The sequence below is a fragment of the Pontibacter ramchanderi genome (assembly GCF_002846395.1).
Lineage (GTDB): Bacteria > Bacteroidota > Bacteroidia > Cytophagales > Hymenobacteraceae > Pontibacter > Pontibacter ramchanderi.
Genome location: NZ_PJMU01000002.1, coordinates 268,522 through 288,217, shown reverse-complemented (window position 1 = coordinate 288,217; position 19,696 = coordinate 268,522). Strand labels below are relative to the sequence as shown.

The 19,696-nt window shown below is 52.9% G+C and carries 15 protein-coding genes; 12 read left to right on the top strand and 3 right to left on the bottom strand.

Going from position 1 to position 19,696, the window contains the following annotated elements; all coding sequences use genetic code 11:
- Nucleotides 1–4 precede the first annotated feature (4 nt).
- Both BD749_RS08040 and BD749_RS08035 read right to left on the bottom strand, forming a co-directional pair.
- Nucleotides 5–751 carry a DUF4184 family protein gene (locus BD749_RS08040; RefSeq protein WP_101443891.1) on the bottom strand — a complete coding sequence of 249 codons (747 nt, stop codon included), beginning with the start codon at nt 749–751 and terminating at the stop codon, nt 5–7.
- Nucleotides 752–834: 83 nt separating this feature from the next.
- Nucleotides 835–2,820, bottom strand: coding sequence for an OmpA family protein (locus BD749_RS08035; protein WP_101444697.1), 1,986 nt, complete (start codon nt 2,818–2,820; stop codon nt 835–837).
- Nucleotides 2,821–3,046: 226 nt separating this feature from the next.
- Between BD749_RS08035 and lon the strand changes: the two genes are divergently transcribed.
- Together lon and hslU are read left to right on the top strand one after the other, a co-directional pair.
- The gene (lon, locus tag BD749_RS08030) at nt 3,047–5,533 is read left to right on the top strand and encodes an endopeptidase La (protein WP_101444696.1); all 2,487 of its coding nucleotides are present in this window, start codon (nt 3,047–3,049) and stop codon (nt 5,531–5,533) included.
- 53 nt (nt 5,534–5,586) lie between these two features.
- On the top strand, nt 5,587–6,978 hold the full coding sequence (hslU, locus tag BD749_RS08025; protein WP_101443890.1) for an ATP-dependent protease ATPase subunit HslU: 1,392 nt from the start codon (nt 5,587–5,589) through the stop codon (nt 6,976–6,978).
- Nucleotides 6,979–7,103: 125 nt separating this feature from the next.
- Here hslU and BD749_RS19675 read toward each other — a convergent pair whose 3' ends face one another.
- On the bottom strand, nt 7,104–7,229 hold the full coding sequence (locus tag BD749_RS19675; RefSeq protein WP_262502991.1) for a hypothetical protein: 126 nt from the start codon (nt 7,227–7,229) through the stop codon (nt 7,104–7,106).
- Nucleotides 7,230–7,291: 62 nt separating this feature from the next.
- Between BD749_RS19675 and BD749_RS08020 the strand changes: the two genes are divergently transcribed.
- From BD749_RS08020 to acs, 10 genes are all read left to right on the top strand, one after another.
- Nucleotides 7,292–8,020: an SDR family NAD(P)-dependent oxidoreductase gene (locus BD749_RS08020; protein ID WP_101443889.1), complete on the top strand. Its 729-nt coding sequence runs from the start codon at nt 7,292–7,294 to the stop codon at nt 8,018–8,020.
- 208 nt (nt 8,021–8,228) lie between these two features.
- A complete protein-coding gene (locus tag BD749_RS08015; RefSeq protein ID WP_101443888.1) occupies nt 8,229–8,648 on the top strand; it encodes an IS1/IS1595 family N-terminal zinc-binding domain-containing protein in 420 nt (139 codons plus the stop codon).
- Between the two features lie 122 nt (nt 8,649–8,770).
- Nucleotides 8,771–10,111 (top strand): hypothetical protein, encoded by a 1,341-nt coding sequence (locus tag BD749_RS08010; protein ID WP_101443887.1) that lies wholly within the window; start codon nt 8,771–8,773, stop codon nt 10,109–10,111.
- Nucleotides 10,112–10,141: 30 nt separating this feature from the next.
- Nucleotides 10,142–10,405, top strand: a complete 264-nt coding sequence (locus tag BD749_RS08005) for a DUF4212 domain-containing protein (protein WP_101443886.1) — start codon at nt 10,142–10,144, stop codon at nt 10,403–10,405.
- Between the two features lie 26 nt (nt 10,406–10,431).
- Nucleotides 10,432–12,120, top strand: a complete 1,689-nt coding sequence (locus BD749_RS08000; protein WP_101443885.1) for a sodium:solute symporter family protein — start codon at nt 10,432–10,434, stop codon at nt 12,118–12,120.
- Nucleotides 12,121–12,267: 147 nt separating this feature from the next.
- Nucleotides 12,268–12,480, top strand: a complete 213-nt coding sequence (locus BD749_RS07995; protein WP_101443884.1) for a hypothetical protein — start codon at nt 12,268–12,270, stop codon at nt 12,478–12,480.
- Between the two features lie 3 nt (nt 12,481–12,483).
- A complete protein-coding gene (locus BD749_RS07990) occupies nt 12,484–15,210 on the top strand; it encodes a sensor histidine kinase (protein ID WP_101443883.1) in 2,727 nt (908 codons plus the stop codon).
- A gap of 4 nt (nt 15,211–15,214) precedes the next feature.
- A complete protein-coding gene (locus BD749_RS07985) occupies nt 15,215–15,595 on the top strand; it encodes a response regulator transcription factor (protein ID WP_101443882.1) in 381 nt (126 codons plus the stop codon).
- Between the two features lie 135 nt (nt 15,596–15,730).
- Entirely contained in the window at nt 15,731–17,653 is a 1,923-nt protein-coding gene (locus tag BD749_RS07980; RefSeq protein ID WP_101443881.1) for a propionyl-CoA synthetase, read from the top strand.
- An 89-nt stretch (nt 17,654–17,742) separates the two neighbouring features.
- On the top strand, nt 17,743–19,641 hold the full coding sequence (gene acs / locus BD749_RS07975) for an acetate--CoA ligase (RefSeq protein WP_101443880.1): 1,899 nt from the start codon (nt 17,743–17,745) through the stop codon (nt 19,639–19,641).
- Nucleotides 19,642–19,696: the final 55 nt, after the last annotated feature.

Sequence of the window (19,696 nt, the reverse complement as noted above, 5' to 3'; positions counted from 1 at the left end):
ATTTTTAAGCTCTCTTATTGCGCCAGCTCAGCTTTATAGCTGCGCTGAGGGCGATCATACCTATCATCGAACCCGTCAGGAGCGAAACCACGATACCCATCGGAGAGCGCATGAAGGCGCTTGCGTATAAAGCGTAACCCATAAAAGCCATGCCTGCTATACCTATACCTAACCAGAACAAGAGCTTTTGTCGCGTGGGTATAGAATCAGGTATAGCTACGCTTGGCAGACGCCAGGTATAGACAAGAAGAAACTGGAACCCCACCAGGGTGCTGCTGTGCTGTAGGATGCGGCAAAACATGATCTCGTATCCCATCACATGCACCATGCTTCGCAGCGCAGGCCATTGCTGCACGAAGAAACCCGTTTCATGGGTAAAGCTATCCCAGGAGATGTGCGTAAAAGCGCCCAGCATGACCGAAAAGGCAAAAACTAGCCAACGCTCTTTCAGGTAGGCTAGCCAATTGAGTTGGGGCACAGCCAGGGCTCGACTTTTAAACCAATTCGGGAGGTGGGCTACAGCAGGCCGGCGGACGAGCAGGTGAAAGACCGATGCGATGACCAGCGCAACCGGCAGGTTGAAGTACAGCAAACCCGCCAGGCTATGACCACTCTGGTCGAGAAAAGGGAAAAGTAGAAAATACTGAAAATCCGGAGCTATGCTGCCTGTAACCAAGCCAGTGGCCGAAAACCAGCGGTTGGGGCGCAGGAGGGGCACTATAGCGGCAGGGTGGGCGGCTGTAAATGGCATGGAGCAGGTATGAGTAGACTTTTGTCCTTTGTCAAAATCTCCTTTGTCCCGGACACTTTTAACTCTGTCAGAAACTGGCTTGACTACCTACCTATACCCCGGCCTTGGGGCAGCGGTTTAATCAAACGGAATTCTACCCGGCGGTTGATGCGGCGGTCTTCTTCAGTTCGTTCTTCGCGCAGGGGTTTACTGCTTCCGTAGCCATAGGCATCGATACGACCGTCCTCCAACCGCACTTTATGCTGGATGTACTGCAAAATGGCGTCGGCGCGGTCTTTCGACAGGATCTGGTTGAACTCAGGGTCGCCGGCGCTGTCTGTGTGGCCTGCTATCTCCAGCCGGAACCCCGGATTCTCCACCAGGAAATAGGCCACTTCATCCAGTATGGGCTCCATTTCTGCTGTGATATTCGACTCGTTCTGCTCAAACTCAATGTTTTTGAACACGATCGGAATATTGTGGTCGATCACCTTGGCCATGATCTGCAGCGAAGTGTCCTGCTGCAGCGCCAATTCCCGTTCAATCGTAAAGAAATCGGGACTTTGGATGATCATCATATACCTGGAGTTGTCGATCAGATTGAACGCAAAGGAGCCGTCCGGCCGAATGTACTTCGAGGAGATCTCGATGCCGTTATCCAAGTCAATGATGGAGATGATGCCCGAAAGCGGTTTGTTAGACACCGAGTCGCGCAAGACGCCTTCTACTTTGGTCACGGCCAGCGGATGGGCCTCCATGGGCAGCGGAAAGGAGAAAAGGTCCAGGTTCTTGAGGTCGCTCTCCTCGGAGCGGGCGTAGTAGAGGTTCTGCGACTGCGAATCGATGGTGAAGTAGTACTCGCTGCCACGGCCATTTACGAGGGGGCCGATGTTGCGCGGTTCCTGCCATTTACCTCCTACCAGGTAAGTCTTGTAAATGTCGAAATCACCGAAGTTGAACAGCTGCCCACGCGAACTGAAGTAAAGCACCTTGTACTTAGGATGGTAGAAAGGACTCACCTCGCTCTGGCGCGTGTTGATGATCGGACCCATGTTCTGCGCCTTTGCCCACTGTCCGTTTTTCAGTTTATAGGTGAAATAAATGTCAGACAAGCCAAAGCCACCCAGGCGGTCGGAGGCGAAGTAGAGCGTGTCTTCGTTTGGCGATAGCGTCGGCTGTGAGTCCCAGGACGGGCTATTCACATTAGGCCCCAGGTTCTCGATCTCGTGCCAGCTACCGTCGGGTTGCAGACTTGCTTTGTACAGGTCGCAGTTGCCAAACCCGTCCGGCGACTCGCAGCGGGCAAAGTAGAGCGTTTTTCCGTCGCGGGTGAGCGTGGCGGAGCCTTCGTTGTAAATGCTGTTGATGGGCTTGCCAAACGACTGCGCCTCGCTCCAGTAGCCGTTGCTGTTATGGGAATAGTACAGGTCCTCGTTTGGCTTGCTCCGTATACCCTGAAAAGTGCGCTTGGAGGTAAAGATAAGCGTGTTGTTATCCGCACTGAGGGTAGGGCCGTAGTCTTCGTAAATGGAGTTGATGGTGTTGCCCATGTTCAGGTATACCCCACGCGGCGGTTGGTACGTGGAGATGGACTTACGATACTCCACCAGCTCGTAGTAGTAGCTCAGCGGCACATAGTAGTCTTTGGTATTCTGCTCCAGCGAGTCGTAGTAAGACTGCACCTGGCGCACATCGCTGCGGTGGTGCTTGAGCACGAGGCGGTATACCTCCATGGCCTGGTTCATCATGCCCTGGCGCTCATAGAGCTGGCCCAGGCGCCAAAGCAGGTTGGTGTCTTTGTAGAAGTTCTGGATGCCAAAGTTGCGCACGTAGGCCTCGAGTAGTTTAAGAGCCTGCCCATATTGCTTGCGTCTCTCCAGGCGTTGTATTTCAGAGAGCTTCCTGGAATCCTTGTAATGGGCGATCCGGTTGATGTTGGGGAAGTCCAGGTGCATCTCCTGGTTCGGGGCCTTTTTCTTTACCTTCACATCAGGTCCGTCCTGCAGGGGCGCGTGCTTCAGCTGAGCCATACCCAGGAGCGGAGCCAGCAATAGCAGCAAGAAGAAAAAAGGGGTCTTAAGTCGTTTCATCGGCACAGGGCATGATACCTGAAACCAAAGATATTATTTTTTAGCCTATGTTCTGAAACGATTTATTAATATTCCCTTATATTTTGGAGGGAAGTGCCAACACGGCTATTAATGCGACAATTTAAACACACGGCTGCACTTGGCACAGCTCTTGACACTACTACACGCCACAGGCATAAAGCGGAATTTCCGTTATCTTTATGTCAATATGGCACTGATACAACCTATGAACTATACACTGAAGAACTTCCTTAACCAACTTTTAATCGGAAACATGTCGGTAGATGATAGCGACGATCTGATTCCGGTAATCACCACAGACCCTGACGAAGAAATGCTGCCGGAGGACATGCCGGACGAACTGCCTCTGCTGGCGGTGCGCAACACAGTGTTGTTTCCGGGTGTGGTATTGCCTATTACCGTAAGCCGTAAAAAATCGGTGCGGCTGGTGCGCAAGGCCCACAAAGGCGACAAGATCATCGGGGTGGTGGCGCAGCGCAACACCAACAGCGACGATCCGTCTGCCGAGGATCTGTACAGCATCGGCACCATGGCCAAGATCCTGAAAATGCTGGTACTGCCGGATGGCAACACCACCATCATCATACAGGGACAGAGCCGTTTCCAAATAGACGAAGTAACCCAGGAAGACCCTTACCTGTCGGCCAAGGTGAGCTATTGCAAAGACACCTTCCCGAACAAAAAGAGCAAAGAAGTAAAAGCACTGGTGCACTCGCTGAAAGACGCGGCTGCCAAAATGCTGAAGCTTAACCCCGAGATACCACAGGAGGCCCAGGTGGCCCTCGATAATATTGACAGCCCAAGTTTCCTGACGCACTTCCTGTCGAGCAACCTGAACGTGGATGTGGCCCAGAAGCAGAAACTGCTCGAAGTGAACGACGGCGTAGAGCGCGGCACGCAACTACTCGAGATCATGCTCCGCGAGATTCAGTTGCTGGAACTGAAGCAGGAAATCCACACCAAGGTACACACCGACATCGACCAGCAGCAGCGCGACTATTTTCTGCGCCAGCAGATCAAAGTGCTGCAGGACGAGCTGGGGCAAGAGGGGCCTGATCAGGAAATTGAGCGCTTCCGCGAGCGTGCCCTCAAAAAGAAATGGCCGGAGCAGGTAGCCAAGCATTTCAACAAAGAGATCGAGCGACTGGCCCGACTGAACCCGCAGGCAGCCGAGTACCCGGTAGCGGTTAATTACCTGGAGTTCTTGCTCGATCTGCCCTGGAACGAAACCACCAAGGATAACTTCAACCTGAAGCGCACCAAGAAGATACTCGACGCTGACCACTATGGGCTGGAGAAGGTGAAGGAGCGCATCATTGAATACCTGGCCGTGCTCAAATTGAAAAACGACATGAAGGCGCCGATCCTGTGCCTTTATGGACCTCCGGGTGTGGGTAAGACCTCACTAGGCCGTTCGATTGCTACGGCTTTGGGTCGCAAATATGTCAGAATGTCACTGGGGGGCGTGCGCGACGAAGCGGAGATCCGCGGCCACCGCCGTACCTACGTGGGCGCCATGCCGGGCAAGATCATCAGCCAGATCAAAAAAGTGGGCTCCTCTAACCCGGTCATCATCCTTGACGAGATCGATAAACTGGCCTCTGATTTCCGCGGCGACCCGTCTTCGGCTTTGCTGGAGGTGTTGGACCCGGAGCAGAACCATACTTTCATGGATAACTACCTGGATGTGGAGTACGACCTTTCCAAGGTGCTTTTCATCGCCACGGCCAACTCGCTTGACACTATTCAACCTGCGCTGCGCGACCGTATGGAGATCATCGAGCTGACGGGCTATACCCTGGAGGAGAAGACCGAAATTGCGAAGCGCCACCTCGTGCCGAAGCAGGTAAGTGAGCATGGCCTGGAGGAGGTAGACGTGAAAATGTCGCGAGCTACGATTCAGAAGATCATTGATGACTATACCCGTGAGTCGGGTGTGCGAAGCCTGGAGCGCAAGATCGGGCAGGTAGTGCGCAACACGGCCAAGCAAAAGGCGATGGAGGAGAAGTATACCCCGTCCATCAAACCGGAGGACGTGGTGAAGATCCTCGGTCCGGAGACCTTCGACAAAGAGATTTACCAGGACATCGACACAGCCGGTGTGGTGACAGGCCTGGCCTGGACCTCAGTGGGCGGCGATATCCTGTTTATCGAGTCTATCCTGAGCAAAGGCAAAGGAAAGCTCACGCTATCAGGTCAGTTAGGTGATGTAATGAAGGAGTCTGCCATGACGGCCATCTCATACCTGAAAGCCCATGCCGAACTGCTCGACATCGACTACCGCCTGTTCGACCAGTACGACCTGCACATCCACTTCCCGGAGGGTGCCGTGCCGAAAGACGGACCATCGGCAGGTATAGCCATCTTTACATCCATCGCCTCGGTGTTTACGCAGCGCAAAGTAAAGTCGCGCCTGGCCATGACCGGTGAGATCACGCTGCGTGGTAAAGTGTTGCCGGTAGGAGGTATAAAGGAGAAAATTCTGGCGGCCAAGCGGGCAGGTATAACCGATGTGATTCTTTGCCAGAAAAACCGTAAAGACATCACTGAAATACCGGAGCAGTACATCAAAGGTCTACAGATTCACTACGTAGACAGAGTGGACGAGGTAGTGCAGATCGCGCTGCTCAAGCAAAAGGTGAAGCACCCGCTTAAGTTGGTGGTGACTGAGAATGGGAAAAGTGAGGAGTAACGGTTGCTGGTAAACTTTGGTCAGCAGACTTTTTAAAATTTTAAGCAGAGAAGATGTTAGAATCAATAGAGCATTTAACGCCGGCCCAGATTGTAGAGGAGCTGGATAAATATATCATCGGGCAGAAAGACGCCAAACGCAACGTGGCCATCGCGCTGCGCAACCGCTGGCGCCGCATGAACGCCGACGAGAGCATCCGTCGCGAGATCGTGCCCAACAACATTTTGATGATCGGGGCAACCGGCGTGGGTAAAACCGAAATCGCCCGCCGCCTGGCCAAGATCGCCGATGCGCCTTTCACGAAGGTGGAGGCTTCTAAATTTACGGAGGTGGGCTACGTGGGCCGCGACGTGGAGAGCATGGTGCGCGACCTGGTGGAGCAGGCTGTGAACATGGTGAAAACGAAGAAAAAAGAAGAGGTGAATCAGAAAGCCGCTGAGGCCGTAGAAGACATCATCCTTGATGCACTGATTCCGCCGATACAGGGTGGCCGCAGCACACCGGGCTATAGCACCACAGAACCAGGCGTAATGCCCGACAACGACTACGAACTGAACGAGCGCACGCGCGAGAAATTCAGAGACAAGATTCGCAACGGCGAGCTGGAAGACCGAAAGATTGAGATTCGGGTACAGCAGAGTGCTATGCCAGGTATAGGGGCTATGGGACCAGGTATGGACGAGGCTTCCATGATGAACATCCAGGAGATGATCAGCGGCATGATGCCCAAAAAGACCAAGAAGCGCAAAGTAACCATAGCCGAAGCCCGCAAGATCTTGCTGGACGAAGAAGCTGCCAAGCTGATCGACATGGACGAGGTGAAGGAAGAGGCGATTTTTAAGGCAGAGAACTCGGGTGTGATTTTTATTGACGAGATCGACAAAGTAGCCAGCTCGAGCAGCAAAGGCAGCGGCCCCGACGTGAGCCGCGAAGGCGTGCAGCGCGACTTGCTACCGATCGTAGAAGGCTCAACCGTGAACACGAAATACGGCGTGATCAACACCGATCACATCCTGTTCATCGCTGCGGGAGCCTTCCACGTAGCCAAACCATCGGACCTTATACCGGAGTTGCAGGGCCGCTTCCCAATTCGTGTAGAGCTGCAGAGCCTGACTAAGGAAGATTTTTACCAAATCCTGAAGTTCCCAAAAAACGCCCTGACCAAGCAGTACGAAGCCTTGCTGAGAGCTGAAAACGTAGAGTTGAGTTTTGCCGACGAAGCCCTTGACGAGATCGCCAGCCTGGCTTATGAGGTAAATGCCGAAGTCGAGAACATCGGTGCCCGTCGTCTGCAGACTATCATGAGCCGCTTGCTTAACGACATCCTATTCGACGTGCCGGATAAGATCGGTGCCAACGCCCGCATCGTCATTACCCGCGAAATGGTGCTCGAAAGACTGTCGGACATGGTGAAGAACCGGGATCTGAGTCAGTACATTCTGTAAGTTTAGAAGTTTAGGAGTTGGGGAATTTAAGAGTTAGAAAGTTATTGGAGCTTTCACTCAGGTATAGCTTTACTCTTGGCAGGTAGCAGAATTAACTGGCACTGGATTCATTTCTGTGGCCTTATTTAAAAGCGAGTCTGTGACTCGCGAAATGGAAAAGCCGGTGTATCTGTGAAGGCAGAGGCACCGGCTTTCTTGTTCATGGAAACCTCTGCGTTCAGGTATAGGTATAACCAAATCTTAAAACTCATTCGTACTTTAGGTTAGCAAAGATCACGCTTAAACTCCTAAATTCTCAAACTCCTAAACTTCCATGAACTACTACTTCATCACCGGAACCAGCAAAGGTATAGGCAAGGCCATTGCGGAGGAACTGCTGCAGGACGCTAACAATTTTGTGATCGGCGTGTGCCGCAACAGCACCATCCAGCACAAGAACTACCGACACCAGCCCCTTGATTTTTCGGATATACCTGCTGTGGAGCACAACCTGCACAAGGTGTTTGTTCCTTACAAAGATGCCGAGCGCCTGGTGCTGATCAACAACGCGGGGGTGCTGGGTGATATTGGCTATGTGGGGGAGGGTATGCCGAACGAGCGCTTCGAGTTTGTGTTCGACGTGAACGTGATCGTACCGGCCATGCTGATGAACTCTTTTCTGCAGGTATACCAGCCGCTGCAGGTGCCGAAAGTGATCGTGAACATCAGCTCCGGTGCCGGTAAGTACCCAGTGGATGGTTGGGCCAGCTATTGCGCTTCCAAGGCTGCTATTGATATGCTTTCGCAGACGATACAGCAGGAACAGGACGTGCGGGGTTCGGGCGTTCGGGTTTTCGCGCTGTCGCCAGGTGTGGTGGACACGGCCATGCAGGAGCATATACGCGAGTGTGATGAGGAGAAATTCAGCAACGTGCAGCGCTTCAGAGATTACAAAGCCCAGGGAGAGCTTGCTTCACCGGAAGAAGTGGGACGCAAGATCGTCTGGTTCCTGAACAACACGGATAACTTTAGCGAGGTACTGGTATCGGTACGCGATATGTAACTTAGGTCTGTTGTTCACAACTTTGGTATAGAAAAGCCTTGCTTACGCAGCAGGGCTTTTCTATATCAAATTAATGCAGGTTATTAAAGTTTGCACATTATAAGCCGCTGAGACTTAGTGTAAATAGTTTTTTCAGGTTTGTTGCTAATTTGTTATAGTTATGCTAAATTACTATACCTGATCGAATCTCCCTATACCTGTGTAAGATATGAAGAACCCCATCTGCCCGAAATGCAGTGCCATGGAAGTCGTGAAAAGTGGCATTATTAACGACAGACAGCGCTACCGTTGTAAAACGTGCGGTTACTACTTCACGGTAAACAAGCTCGGGAAGGGTATTGACAGTTATTACGTGACCAAAGCGCTGCAACTCTACATCGAGGGCATCAGCTATCGTGAGATCGAGCGCATTTTGGGCGTAAGCCACGTCTCCATCATGAACTGGGTACGCAAATACAAGATCAAAGCGCCTGAACAGACCGAGTACCATCCAACCTACAAAATCCTGAACCACGCCGAACTGGTAGAGCACATGAAAAATGGAGCCAACCTGAAAGGGGCCGGCATGATGATCACCGAACTCGGCGACAAGTACATGATGATCAAATGGAAGCGATTTAAGGATTGATGTATACCAACTTACCAAAAATATACACCCCTTTACCCTTTCTCGAAAATCTTCCTTAAAATAGATTAAAGAATTCGGGGAAACAGCTGACCTCTCTTCACCTTAACATTTAGTATTTCATCATGAAAAAACTGTTACTATATGTAGCGGCAGGGCTATTGCTTTGCTGCACAGGAGGGAGTGCGTCCGCTCAAGGCTCTACGGAGTATGGCGCAGGCATCAAACTGCCCATCAACGAAGATGGCACCAAGTACATCCGCTTCATTACCTGGCACCAGGTATGGGTGCGCTACAACGAGCATAACTCCGGTACCATTCGCAACGGCGAGCCCGTGGACAACACCCTGGACTTCGGCCTTCGCCGTTCCCGTTTCCTAACTTACTCCCAGATCTCACCGCGCTTTTTGGTGCTCCTGCACTTTGGTATCAACAACCAGAACGCTGTGAGCGGTGGCGTAAACCCAGGATTGGACGGCAAGAAACCACAGATCTTCATTCACGATGCCTGGACGGAGTATAAGGTGTTTGACAAGGCGCTCTCGATAGGGGCGGGACTGCACTACTGGAACGGCATTTCACGCATGTCGAACGCCAGTACGCTCAACTTCATGACCATCGATGCGCCGATCTTTAACTGGGCCACCATCGACGCCGCCGACCAGTTCGCCCGTATGCTCGGCGTGTACGCCAAAGGCAAGCTCGGCAAACTCGACTACCGCATGGCCGTGAACGATCCCTTTCTGACCAACACCGCACAGGCCATCGGTCCGGCAGCCAATTACAATCCGCTAAACAACAACAAGGTATACCAAGGCTATTTCAACTGGCAGTTCCTGGACCAGGAGTCGAACCTATTGCCATTCATGGTAGGCACCTACCTTGGCACTAAAAGAGTGTTCAACATCGGGGCGGGTTTCCTGCACAACAAAGACGGCATGTGGCGTGAAGAGAACACTGTGGCCGGCACGCAGACCGTGAAAGAAAACATCAATCTGTTCGGAGTAGATGCCTTCCTGGACCTTCCCCTAGACACTGAAACCAACGCAGCCCTGACTGCCTACGGAGCCTACTACAATTACGATTTCGGTAAAGATAATGTGCGCAACATCGGGATCATGAATCCAGCGCAGGGTGGTGGCGCACTCCGCGGCAATGCCTTCCCAACCATTGGTACGGGCGATATTTTGTACGGGCAGGTAGGCTACCTACTGCCAAAAGACCTGTTGACCGAGAAGGCCCGGTTCCAGCCATACGCGGCCTACAGCTACGGAAGTTTGGATGGTGCGCAGAACAGCAACGGTAGCAAAGTGCCTGTGAAAGTGCTCGACCTGGGAGCCAACCTCTTGCTGGAGGGCCATCACTCCAAACTCACGCTCAATTACCGTAACCGACCTGATTTCACGAATCCGGATAACCTGAAGTACCGCCCGGAAATCACGCTGCAGGCCATGATTTACTTATAACAGAACCTTAAAAAACTAATCGCTATACCCATGGAAAATAACAAGAACAGAATGCAGGAGTACTGGCAGCGCAACGTGCGCATCCTCCTGACGCTATTGGGCCTTTGGTTCGCCGTGTCCTATGTCTTCGGCATTTTGCTGGTCGACGAACTGAACCAGTTCCGGCTGGGTGGCTTCAAACTGGGCTTCTGGTTTGCGCAGCAAGGCTCCATTTATGTGTTTGTGATCATCATCTTCATCTATGTGTGGCTGATGAACAAGCTCGACCGCGAATTTGACGTGCACGAAGATTAATCACTCACCACAAAACACTTAAGACAATGGATATCTTAACCTGGACATACATCATCGTGGGCCTCACGTTCGCCCTCTACATCGGCATCGCGATCTGGTCGCGGGCAGGCTCTACGAAAGAATTCTACGTGGCGGGCGGTGGCGTGTCGCCGCTGGCCAATGGCATGGCAACGGCCGCTGACTGGATGTCGGCTGCCTCGTTCATTTCCATGGCGGGCCTGATCTCGTTTATGGGCTACGACGGCTCGGTATACCTGATGGGCTGGACCGGCGGCTATGTGCTTTTGGCCCTGTTGCTCGCCCCATACCTGCGCAAGTTTGGTAAGTTCACCGTGCCTGATTTCGTGGGCGACCGCTACTACTCCAAAACTGCCCGATTGGTGGCCGTAGTCTGCGCCATCTTCGTGTCGTTCACCTACGTGGCCGGCCAGATGCGTGGTGTGGGTATCGTGTTCTCCCGCTTCCTGGAAGTACAGATTGAAACAGGTGTGATCATCGGTATGATCATCGTGCTGTTCTATGCTGTGCTCGGCGGTATGAAAGGCATCACTTATACCCAGGTGGCCCAGTACTGCGTGCTGATCTTCGCTTACATGGTGCCAGCCATCTTTATATCGCTGATGCTGACTGGCAACCCGATTCCACAGCTTGGTTTAGGTGGCACATTGGCCGATGGTACCTACCTGTTAGATAAGCTTGATGGCTTGCTTCCGGAGCTTGGTTTCACGGCCTATACCGATGGCAGCAAAGCAACAATTGACGTGTTCTTTATCACGGCGGCTCTGATGGTAGGTACAGCCGGTTTGCCGCACGTGATTGTACGCTTCTTCACGGTGCCAAAAGTAAAAGACGCCCGTAAGTCAGCAGGTTATGCCTTGGTGTTCATTGCCATCCTGTATACAGCTGCTCCTGCGGTGGGTGCTTTCGGTATGTACAACATGCTACAGACCACCAGTAACCAGGAAATAGCAGCCATGCCGCAATGGGTGAACAACTGGGAGAAAACTGGTCTGATCGGCGTGGATGACAAGAATGGCGACGGTCGCATTCAGTATGTGAAAGACCCAGCAGTGAACGAACTCAAGATCGACAAAGACATTATGGTGCTGGCGAACCCGGAAATTGCACAGCTGCCTAACTGGGTGATTGCCCTGGTAGCGGCAGGTGGTCTGGCGGCGGCCCTTTCTACAGCGGCTGGTCTCTTGCTGGTTATCTCTACCTCCATTGCCCACGACTTGCTCAAGAAATCGGTGATGCCAGGTATATCCGAGAAGCAGGAGCTGATTTCGGCCCGCATTGCAGCGACCTTTGCAGTAGTGGTGGCTGGTTATTTCGGCATAAACCCTCCAGGATTTGTGGCCGAGGTAGTGGCTTTCGCCTTCGGTCTGGCAGCTGCTTCATTCTTCCCTATTATCATCATGGGTATCTTCTCGAAGCGCATGAACAAGCAGGGTGCTATCTGGGGGATGATCACAGGTCTGGTGTTTACGATCAGCTACATCTCCTACTTTAAGTTCATCAATCCGGCTGCCAACCTGCCAGAAAACTGGTTTATGGAGATCTCTCCGGAAGGCATCGGTACGGTAGGTATGGTACTTAACTTCGTTGTATCATTCATCGTGTCCCGTTTCACCCCAGCCCCACCAGCCCACATTCAGGAGTTGATCGAGGATATCCGTATCCCGAGAGGTGCTGACGAGGCCGTGGCGCATTAGTGGGAATTGTTGACTGTTAATTGTTGATTGCTTGAGGGGACGGATGGTTAAATTGTTGGAGGTTGATCTGGTGCTTTTCGCCAGTCAGCCATTCGGCATTACCCCAACTTTCTAACCTTTTAACTTCCAAACTTTCTAACTTAAAACATGCGTGACATAGCGAAAGGCAGACGACTCTTTTTCATCAGTGCCCTGTTCATGGTGCTGTTGAATTTTCCGGTGCTCTCGATCTTCAACTCGGGGGCAACGGTGAGCGGCGTGCCGGTGCTATACCTGTACCTGACGGTGGTGTGGCTCGTGTGTATTGTGGCGATTGCGTTTTTCATTAACCGACAGGACCCACGGAAACAGAAGAAATAACCCATGAACTACTGGCTTGTCATCGGTGTGTCGTTTTGCTACCTGGCTTTGCTCTTCGGGCTGGCTTCGTGGGCAGAGAGGCGTTCGGCTGCGGGCAGGAGTTTCGTGGGCAATCCCTACATCTATGCCCTTTCCATGGCCGTGTACTGCACTGCCTGGACCTATTACGGTTCGGTGGGAAGAGCTGCCACAACTGGTTTAGGCTATCTGGCGATTTACATCGGTCCGACGCTGATGGCGCCGCTCTGGTGGGTGGTACTGCGCAAGATCATTCGCATCTGCAAGGTGCAGCGCATTACTACTATTGCCGATTTTATCTCGTCGCGTTACGGCAAGAACATCACGCTGGGCAGCATTGTCACTATTGTCTGCGTGCTCGGCATTATACCGTATATCTCCATCCAGCTCAAGGCCATTGCCAGTAGTCTGGATATTCTCACCGGTGTGAACGAAGTGGGCCGCAGTCCGCTTTTCGGGGACACGTCTTTCTTCATCGCGCTGGGTCTTGGTCTGTTTACCATCGTATATGGCACGCGGCACGTGGAGGCCACCGAGCGCCACGAGGGCATGGTGACGGCTATTGCCTTTGAGTCGCTTTTCAAGCTGGTCATCTTCATTGTGGCGGGTGTTTTCGTGACCTATGGCGTGTTCAACGGCTTCGGCGACATCATGCAAAAGGCCACGCAGCTGCCCGACTTTGAGCGGCTGATGACCTTTGACAACGAGAGCGGTTTTTCGCAGTGGTTCTGGATGGTGGTGCTCTCCATGCTGGCCATTCTGTTTCTACCACGCCAGTTCCAGGTGGCCGTGGTGGAGAACGTGAACGAACAGCACCTGAACAAGGCCATGTGGTTGTTCCCGCTCTACCTGTTCGCCATCAACATCTTCGTGCTGCCCATTGCTTTTGGCGGCGACCTGATATTTAATGGCGCCAACGTGGACGCCGACATGTTTGTGCTCGCTATACCTTTGAGCGAGGGAAAATCGATACTGGCTTTGCTGGTATACCTGGGCGGTTACTCGGCGGCAACGAGTATGGTCATTGTGGCGACTATTGCCCTAAGCGTGATGGTGAGCAACAACATTGTGATGCCACTACTGGTGGCTATACCTGCGGTCAAAAACAACTACCAGAACCAACTGACCAAAATCCTGCTCTTCAGCCGCCGACTGGGCATTCTGGTGATCCTCTTACTGGCTTACCTGTATTACAAGGGTGTGGCTGAATACTACTCGCTGGTGGAAGTCGGGCTGGTGTCGTTTGCAGCCGTGGCGCAGTTTGCACCGGCCATTATCGGAGGCATTTTCTGGAAAGAGGGCACCAAAAACGGGGCGCTGGCAGGTATCGTGGTCGGCTCCATCGTCTGGTTCTATACCTTGGTGGTGCCGTCGATGGTGGGGGTGGGCATGCTGCCGAATTCGATTCTGGAGAACGGTCCGTTGGGTATGGCCTTGCTCAAACCCTTTGAATTGTTCGGTCTGCAAGGCATGGACTATATCTCCCACGCCATGTTCTGGAGCATGTTCCTGAATGTGGGGCTTTACATTGGGGTGTCGCTTTTAAGCAAACAAACCTCACAGGAGCGCAACCAGGCGGAGGTGTTCGTGGATATCTTCAAATACTCCACGGTGTTTGAAAGCTCCATCGTCTGGAAAGGCACGGCTTATATACCGGACATCAAGTCCTTGCTCGTCAACTTCCTGGGGGAGAAAAAAGCGGAGGTGGCCATGAAAGCCTACAAGCGCAAATATCCCGAGCCTGAAGACGAATCAGGTAAGGCGGACCCGAAACTGGTAACCTATGCCGAGAAATTACTGGCTGGTGTGATTGGCTCTTCGTCGGCCCGCATCATGGTGTCGTCGGTGGTGAAAGAAGAGGAAATCAGCATTGATGAGGTGCTCAACATTCTGAAAGAGTCCCAGCAACTGATCTCGATCAACAACGAACTGCGCCGGAAGTCCATGGAGCTTCGCCGCGCTACGGAGCAACTTCGCAGCGCCAACGAACGCCTCAAGCAACTCGATGAGCTCAAAGACGAGTTCCTTTCGACGGTGACGCACGAGTTACGCACGCCGCTGACTTCGATTCGGGCGCTCTCTGAGATCCTGTACGACAACCCCGAGATGGAGCGTGAGGACCAGGAGCATTTCCTGCAGACTATTGTAAAGGAATCGGAACGACTGACGCGATTGATTACACACGTGCTGGATCTGGAGCGCTTTGAGTCGGGAAAGCAAAAGCTTAACCTCGGGCCAGTGCAGATAGAGGAAGTGGTGCGCGAATCGGTGCAGACGCTTGAGCAACTGGTACAGGAAAAGAACATCGACCTGGTGGTGGACGTGCAGCACAACCTGCCTACTATTCAAGGCGACAGAGACCGCCTGATGCAGGTGCTGGTCAACCTCGTGTCTAACGCCATCAAGTTCTGTAACCCTGAGCACGGCCGTATTATCGTGTCGGGTTACTACATCGACGGCGATATTAAAGTAAATGTGGTGGACAACGGCAAAGGTATAGACCCAGAGTTCCACAAGCAGATCTTCGATAAGTTTTACCAGGCGCAGAACCAAAACATCCGCAAACCAGAGGGCAGCGGGCTGGGGCTGCCTATCAGCAAAAAGATAATTGAATCGCACCAGGGGCGCATTTGGGTGGAGAGCGAATTGGGCAAAGGTGCCAGGTTTTCGTTCGTGCTGCCCGTGAGAGTAAATGTGCCCGCAAACGTATAAGACTATGAAAGGGAAAGAGAAATTGAAGGTGTTGGTCGTAGATGATGAACCCAGCATACTGATGCCGCTGGAGTTTTTGATGCGCAAGAACGGCTATCAGGTATACATTGCCCGCAACGGCACCGAGGCCATGGAGAGTGTGGACAAAGAGCAGCCCAACGTGGTGTTGCTCGATATCATGATGCCCGACGTGGACGGTTACGAGGTGTGCCGCCACATTCGGGAGAGTGAGGCGATGAATGGGGCCAAGGTCATCTTCATGAGCGCCAAGACCAAAGACGCCGACATCAAGAAAGGCTACGATGTAGGGGCCGACCTGTACATCCCGAAGCCCTTTTCAACAAGATTCCTGATAGAGAAAATCAAAGAGCTGACGCAGAGTTGAGACTCGGATTGTAGAAAGTTTGGCAAAGAACAATAGACTTTTAGGGCTTGTATAGCCTTTGTTTTGAAGTTGTGAGATGAACGTGGTTTAGTGTAGCAAGCAAATAATGATAGCTGGTAAAAAAGAACTGGAGATATGAAAACAGTAACTCAAACTTACAGCTCGTACGCCGAGGCCTACGAAAAAAGTATACGGGACCCCGAGGGCTTCTGGGGCGAACAGGCACGGCAGATTGCCTGGTTCGAGGAGCCAAAGCAAGTCCTGACTACTGACGAGAACGGCTTCTACCGCTGGTTTGCCGGTGGCAAGCTTAACACGGCCTATCTGGCGCTGGACTACCACGTGGAGAACGGCCGTGCCGACCAGACTGCCCTGATCTACGACTCACCGGTAACCAACACCATCCGCAAGTACAGCTACCACGAGTTCCGCGACATGGTGGCCCGTTTTGCTGGTGCGCTGAGAGGTTTGGGTGTAGGCAAAGGCGATACCGTGGTCATTTACATGCCCGTTATACCGGAGGCCGTAGTTGCCATGCTGGCTTGTGCTAGATTAGGCGCCATCCACTCAGTGGTTTTCGGGGGCTTTGCGCCGCACGAACTCACAGTGCGCATCGACGATGCCCGCCCGAAAGTGGTCATTTCCGCTTCCTGCGGGATTGAGTTCGATAAGTACATTCCCTATAAACCGTTGCTCGACAAAGCCCTGAACGACAGCAAGCACAAGCCAGATCATACCATCATCCTGCAGCGCCCTTACGTGGAGGCCGACATGCAACCGGGCCGCGACCTGGATTACATGGATGTGCTACAGAAAGCCCAGCCAGCCGACTGCGTACCAGTAGACGCGCACGACCCGCTGTACATCCTCTATACCTCCGGCACTACGGGCAAACCTAAAGGCATCGTGCGCGATAATGGAGGTCATGCCGTGGCGCTCAAGTTCAGCATGAAAGCCGTGTATGGCGTGGACCCGGGCGATGTGTTCTGGGCTGCCTCCGATGTGGGCTGGGCCGTGGGGCACTCCTACCTGGTATACGCCCCGCTGATTCACGGTTGCACCACGGTGCTGTTCGAAGGCAAACCCGTGCGCACGCCCGATGCCGGAACGTTTTGGCGCGTCATCATGCAGCACGACGTAAAAGTGCTCTTTACGGCCCCAACCGCCATCCGCGCCATCAAAAAAGAAGATCCCGACGGGATCGAGAAGATTAAGTACGACTTGCCCTCGCTCAAGTACCTGTTTTTAGCGGGCGAGCGCTGCGACCCTGCCACTTACTACTGGGCCAAAGATTTGCTGCGCATACCTGTGGTGGATCACTGGTGGCAGACCGAATCGGGCTGGCCGATGGTGGCGAATATGGTGGGCTATGGTTTGAAGCCAGCCAAACCGGGTTCTGCAGGTTTGCCGGTGTGTGGGTATAAAGTAGAAATCTTGGGCGAGGAAGGGCAGGAGCTTATACCTGCGCAGGAGGGTTACGTGGCCGTGAAGCTGCCGCTGCCTCCCGGTTGCCTGCCCACCTTGTGGGAAGACAATGAACGCTTCTACAAGTCCTATCTCGACCGCTTCCCGGGCTATTATATGACCGGAGATGGGGGCTATATGGATGAAGATGGCTATATTTATATCATGGGTCGCATAGACGATGTGATCAACGTGTCCGGCCACCGCCTCTCAACCGGCGAGATGGAGGAGATGGTTGCCTCACACCCAGCAGTAGCCGAGTGTGCCGTGGTAGGTATAGCCGACGACCTGCGCGGCCAGCGCCCCATCGGGCTGGTGGTGCTCAAAGACGGCCAGACCATCAGCGAAGCACAACTGGAGCAAGAGCTGATCGCCCTGATTCGGGAGAAGATCGGCGCCGTGGCTTACTTCCGCAACGCTATGATCGTGAAGCGTCTGCCCAAGACCCGCTCCGGTAAGATTCTCCGCAAGATCCTCCGCAACATCGCCGATGGGGTACATTACGCCATACCTTCCACCATAGACGATCCTGCTATTCTGACGGAGATTCATGACGACCTGAAAGAGCGAAAGATTGGGAATGCGTTTGTGTAAACTCTAGCAAGAACAGGTCGCAACCTGTCCGAATCGTGCACCCTTAACAACTGAACGAAACCTTAGAACACCATAACTAATCTGAAACCATGTCCAACATTCAAATCAAAACTTATCAGGAATACGAGCAAGCTTACAAGCGCAGCGTGGAAGACCCGGAAGGATTCTGGTCCGATATAGCGAGCACCTTTACCTGGCAAAAGAAATGGAACACCACTTTGGAATGGAATTTCGAGGAGCCGAATGTGAAGTGGTTCAAGGGCGGTAAGCTCAATATCACCGAAAACTGCCTCGACCGTCACCTTAAAACCCGTGGCAATAAGCTGGCTTTGATCTGGGAGCCCAACGATCCGAAAGAACGATTTGTGCGCTATACCTACCGCGAACTCCACGAGAAGGTATGCCAGTTTGCGAATGTGCTTAAAAAGAACGGCGTGAAGAAAGGCGACCGCGTGTGCATTTACATGCCGATGATCCCGGAGCTGGCCTTTGCCACACTGGCCTGCGCCCGCATTGGTGCCATCCATTCGGTTATTTTCGCGGGTTTCTCGGCTGTGGCCATGGCTGACCGTATTAACGACGCGCAGGCGAGCGTGGTGCTCACCTCGGATGGTCTGAACCGTGGTGCCAAGCAGATCCCAGTGAAACGTGTGGTAGACGAGGCGTTGGAGCGCTGCGATTCGGTGCAGAAAGTGATTGTGGTGGAGCGTCTGGGCTGGGCCGTGAACATGGTGGAAGGCCGCGACGTGTGGTACCACGATGAAGTGCAAGGCGTGAGCAAAGACTGCCCTGCCGAAATAATGGACGCGGAAGACATGCTCTTCATTCTCTATACCTCTGGCTCCACGGGCAAGCCAAAAGGCGTGGTGCATACCTGTGGTGGCTACATGGTTTACGCCCAGTACAGCTTTGAAAATGTGTTTCAAGTTCAAGAAAACGATATCTACTGGTGTACCGCCGATATCGGCTGGATCACCGGCCATACCTATTTGCTCTACGGGCCACTCTTATCGGGTGCTACATCGCTGATGTTCGAAGGTGTACCGACCTTCCCGGACATGGGCCGTTTCTGGCAGGTAGTCGATAAATTTGGCGTGAACATCTTCTATACCGCGCCGACAGCCATTCGTTCGCTGATGGGCGGTGACATCGATGATGTACTGTCCTACAGCCTTGATTCACTCAAAGTGCTGGGATCGGTGGGCGAGCCAATTAACGAAGAGGCATGGCATTGGTACCACACCCACGTCGGCAAGGAGCGCTGCCCGCTGGTAGATACCTGGTGGCAAACCGAGACGGGCGGTATCATGATCTCGACCATTGCTGGTGTTACCCCCATGAAGCCAAGCCACGCCGCACTGCCGCTGCCAGGTATACAACCGATCTTGGTAGACGCAGAAGGCAAAGAGATCACCAACAACGAAGTGGAAGGATATCTCTGCATGAAGTTCCCATGGCCAAGCATCATCCGCACCACTTATGGCGATCACGAGCGTTGCCGCCTAAGTTACTTCTCCACCTACAAAGGCCTCTACTTCACGGGCGACGGTGCCAAGCGCGACAAAGACGGTCTGTACCGCATCATCGGCCGTGTCGACGACGTGATCAACGTATCAGGTCACCGCTTCGGAACAGCCGAGATCGAAGAAGCTATCAACCACAACTCCCATGTCGTGGAATCGGCTGTGGTGGGCTATCCGCACGACGTGAAAGGGCAGGGCATCTATGCCTTCGTGATCTGCAAAGACGTGCCAGAGCGTGAAGAGTGGCTGCGTGCCGAGATCATTGAGACGGTGGTGGAGAAAATCGGTAAGATCGCCAAGCCGGACAAGATACAGATCGTGAGCGGCCTGCCAAAGACCCGCTCAGGTAAGATCATGCGCCGCATTCTGCGCAAAGTAGCCGAGGGTGATACGTCTAATTTAGGCGATACTTCTACCTTGCTCGATCCGGATGTAGTGGATGAAATTAAAGCAGGGGCTTTATAATTTTTTTAGTTTGATAAGTTTAGTTGAATGCGTAAAGTCCTGCAGCGTTTGTTGC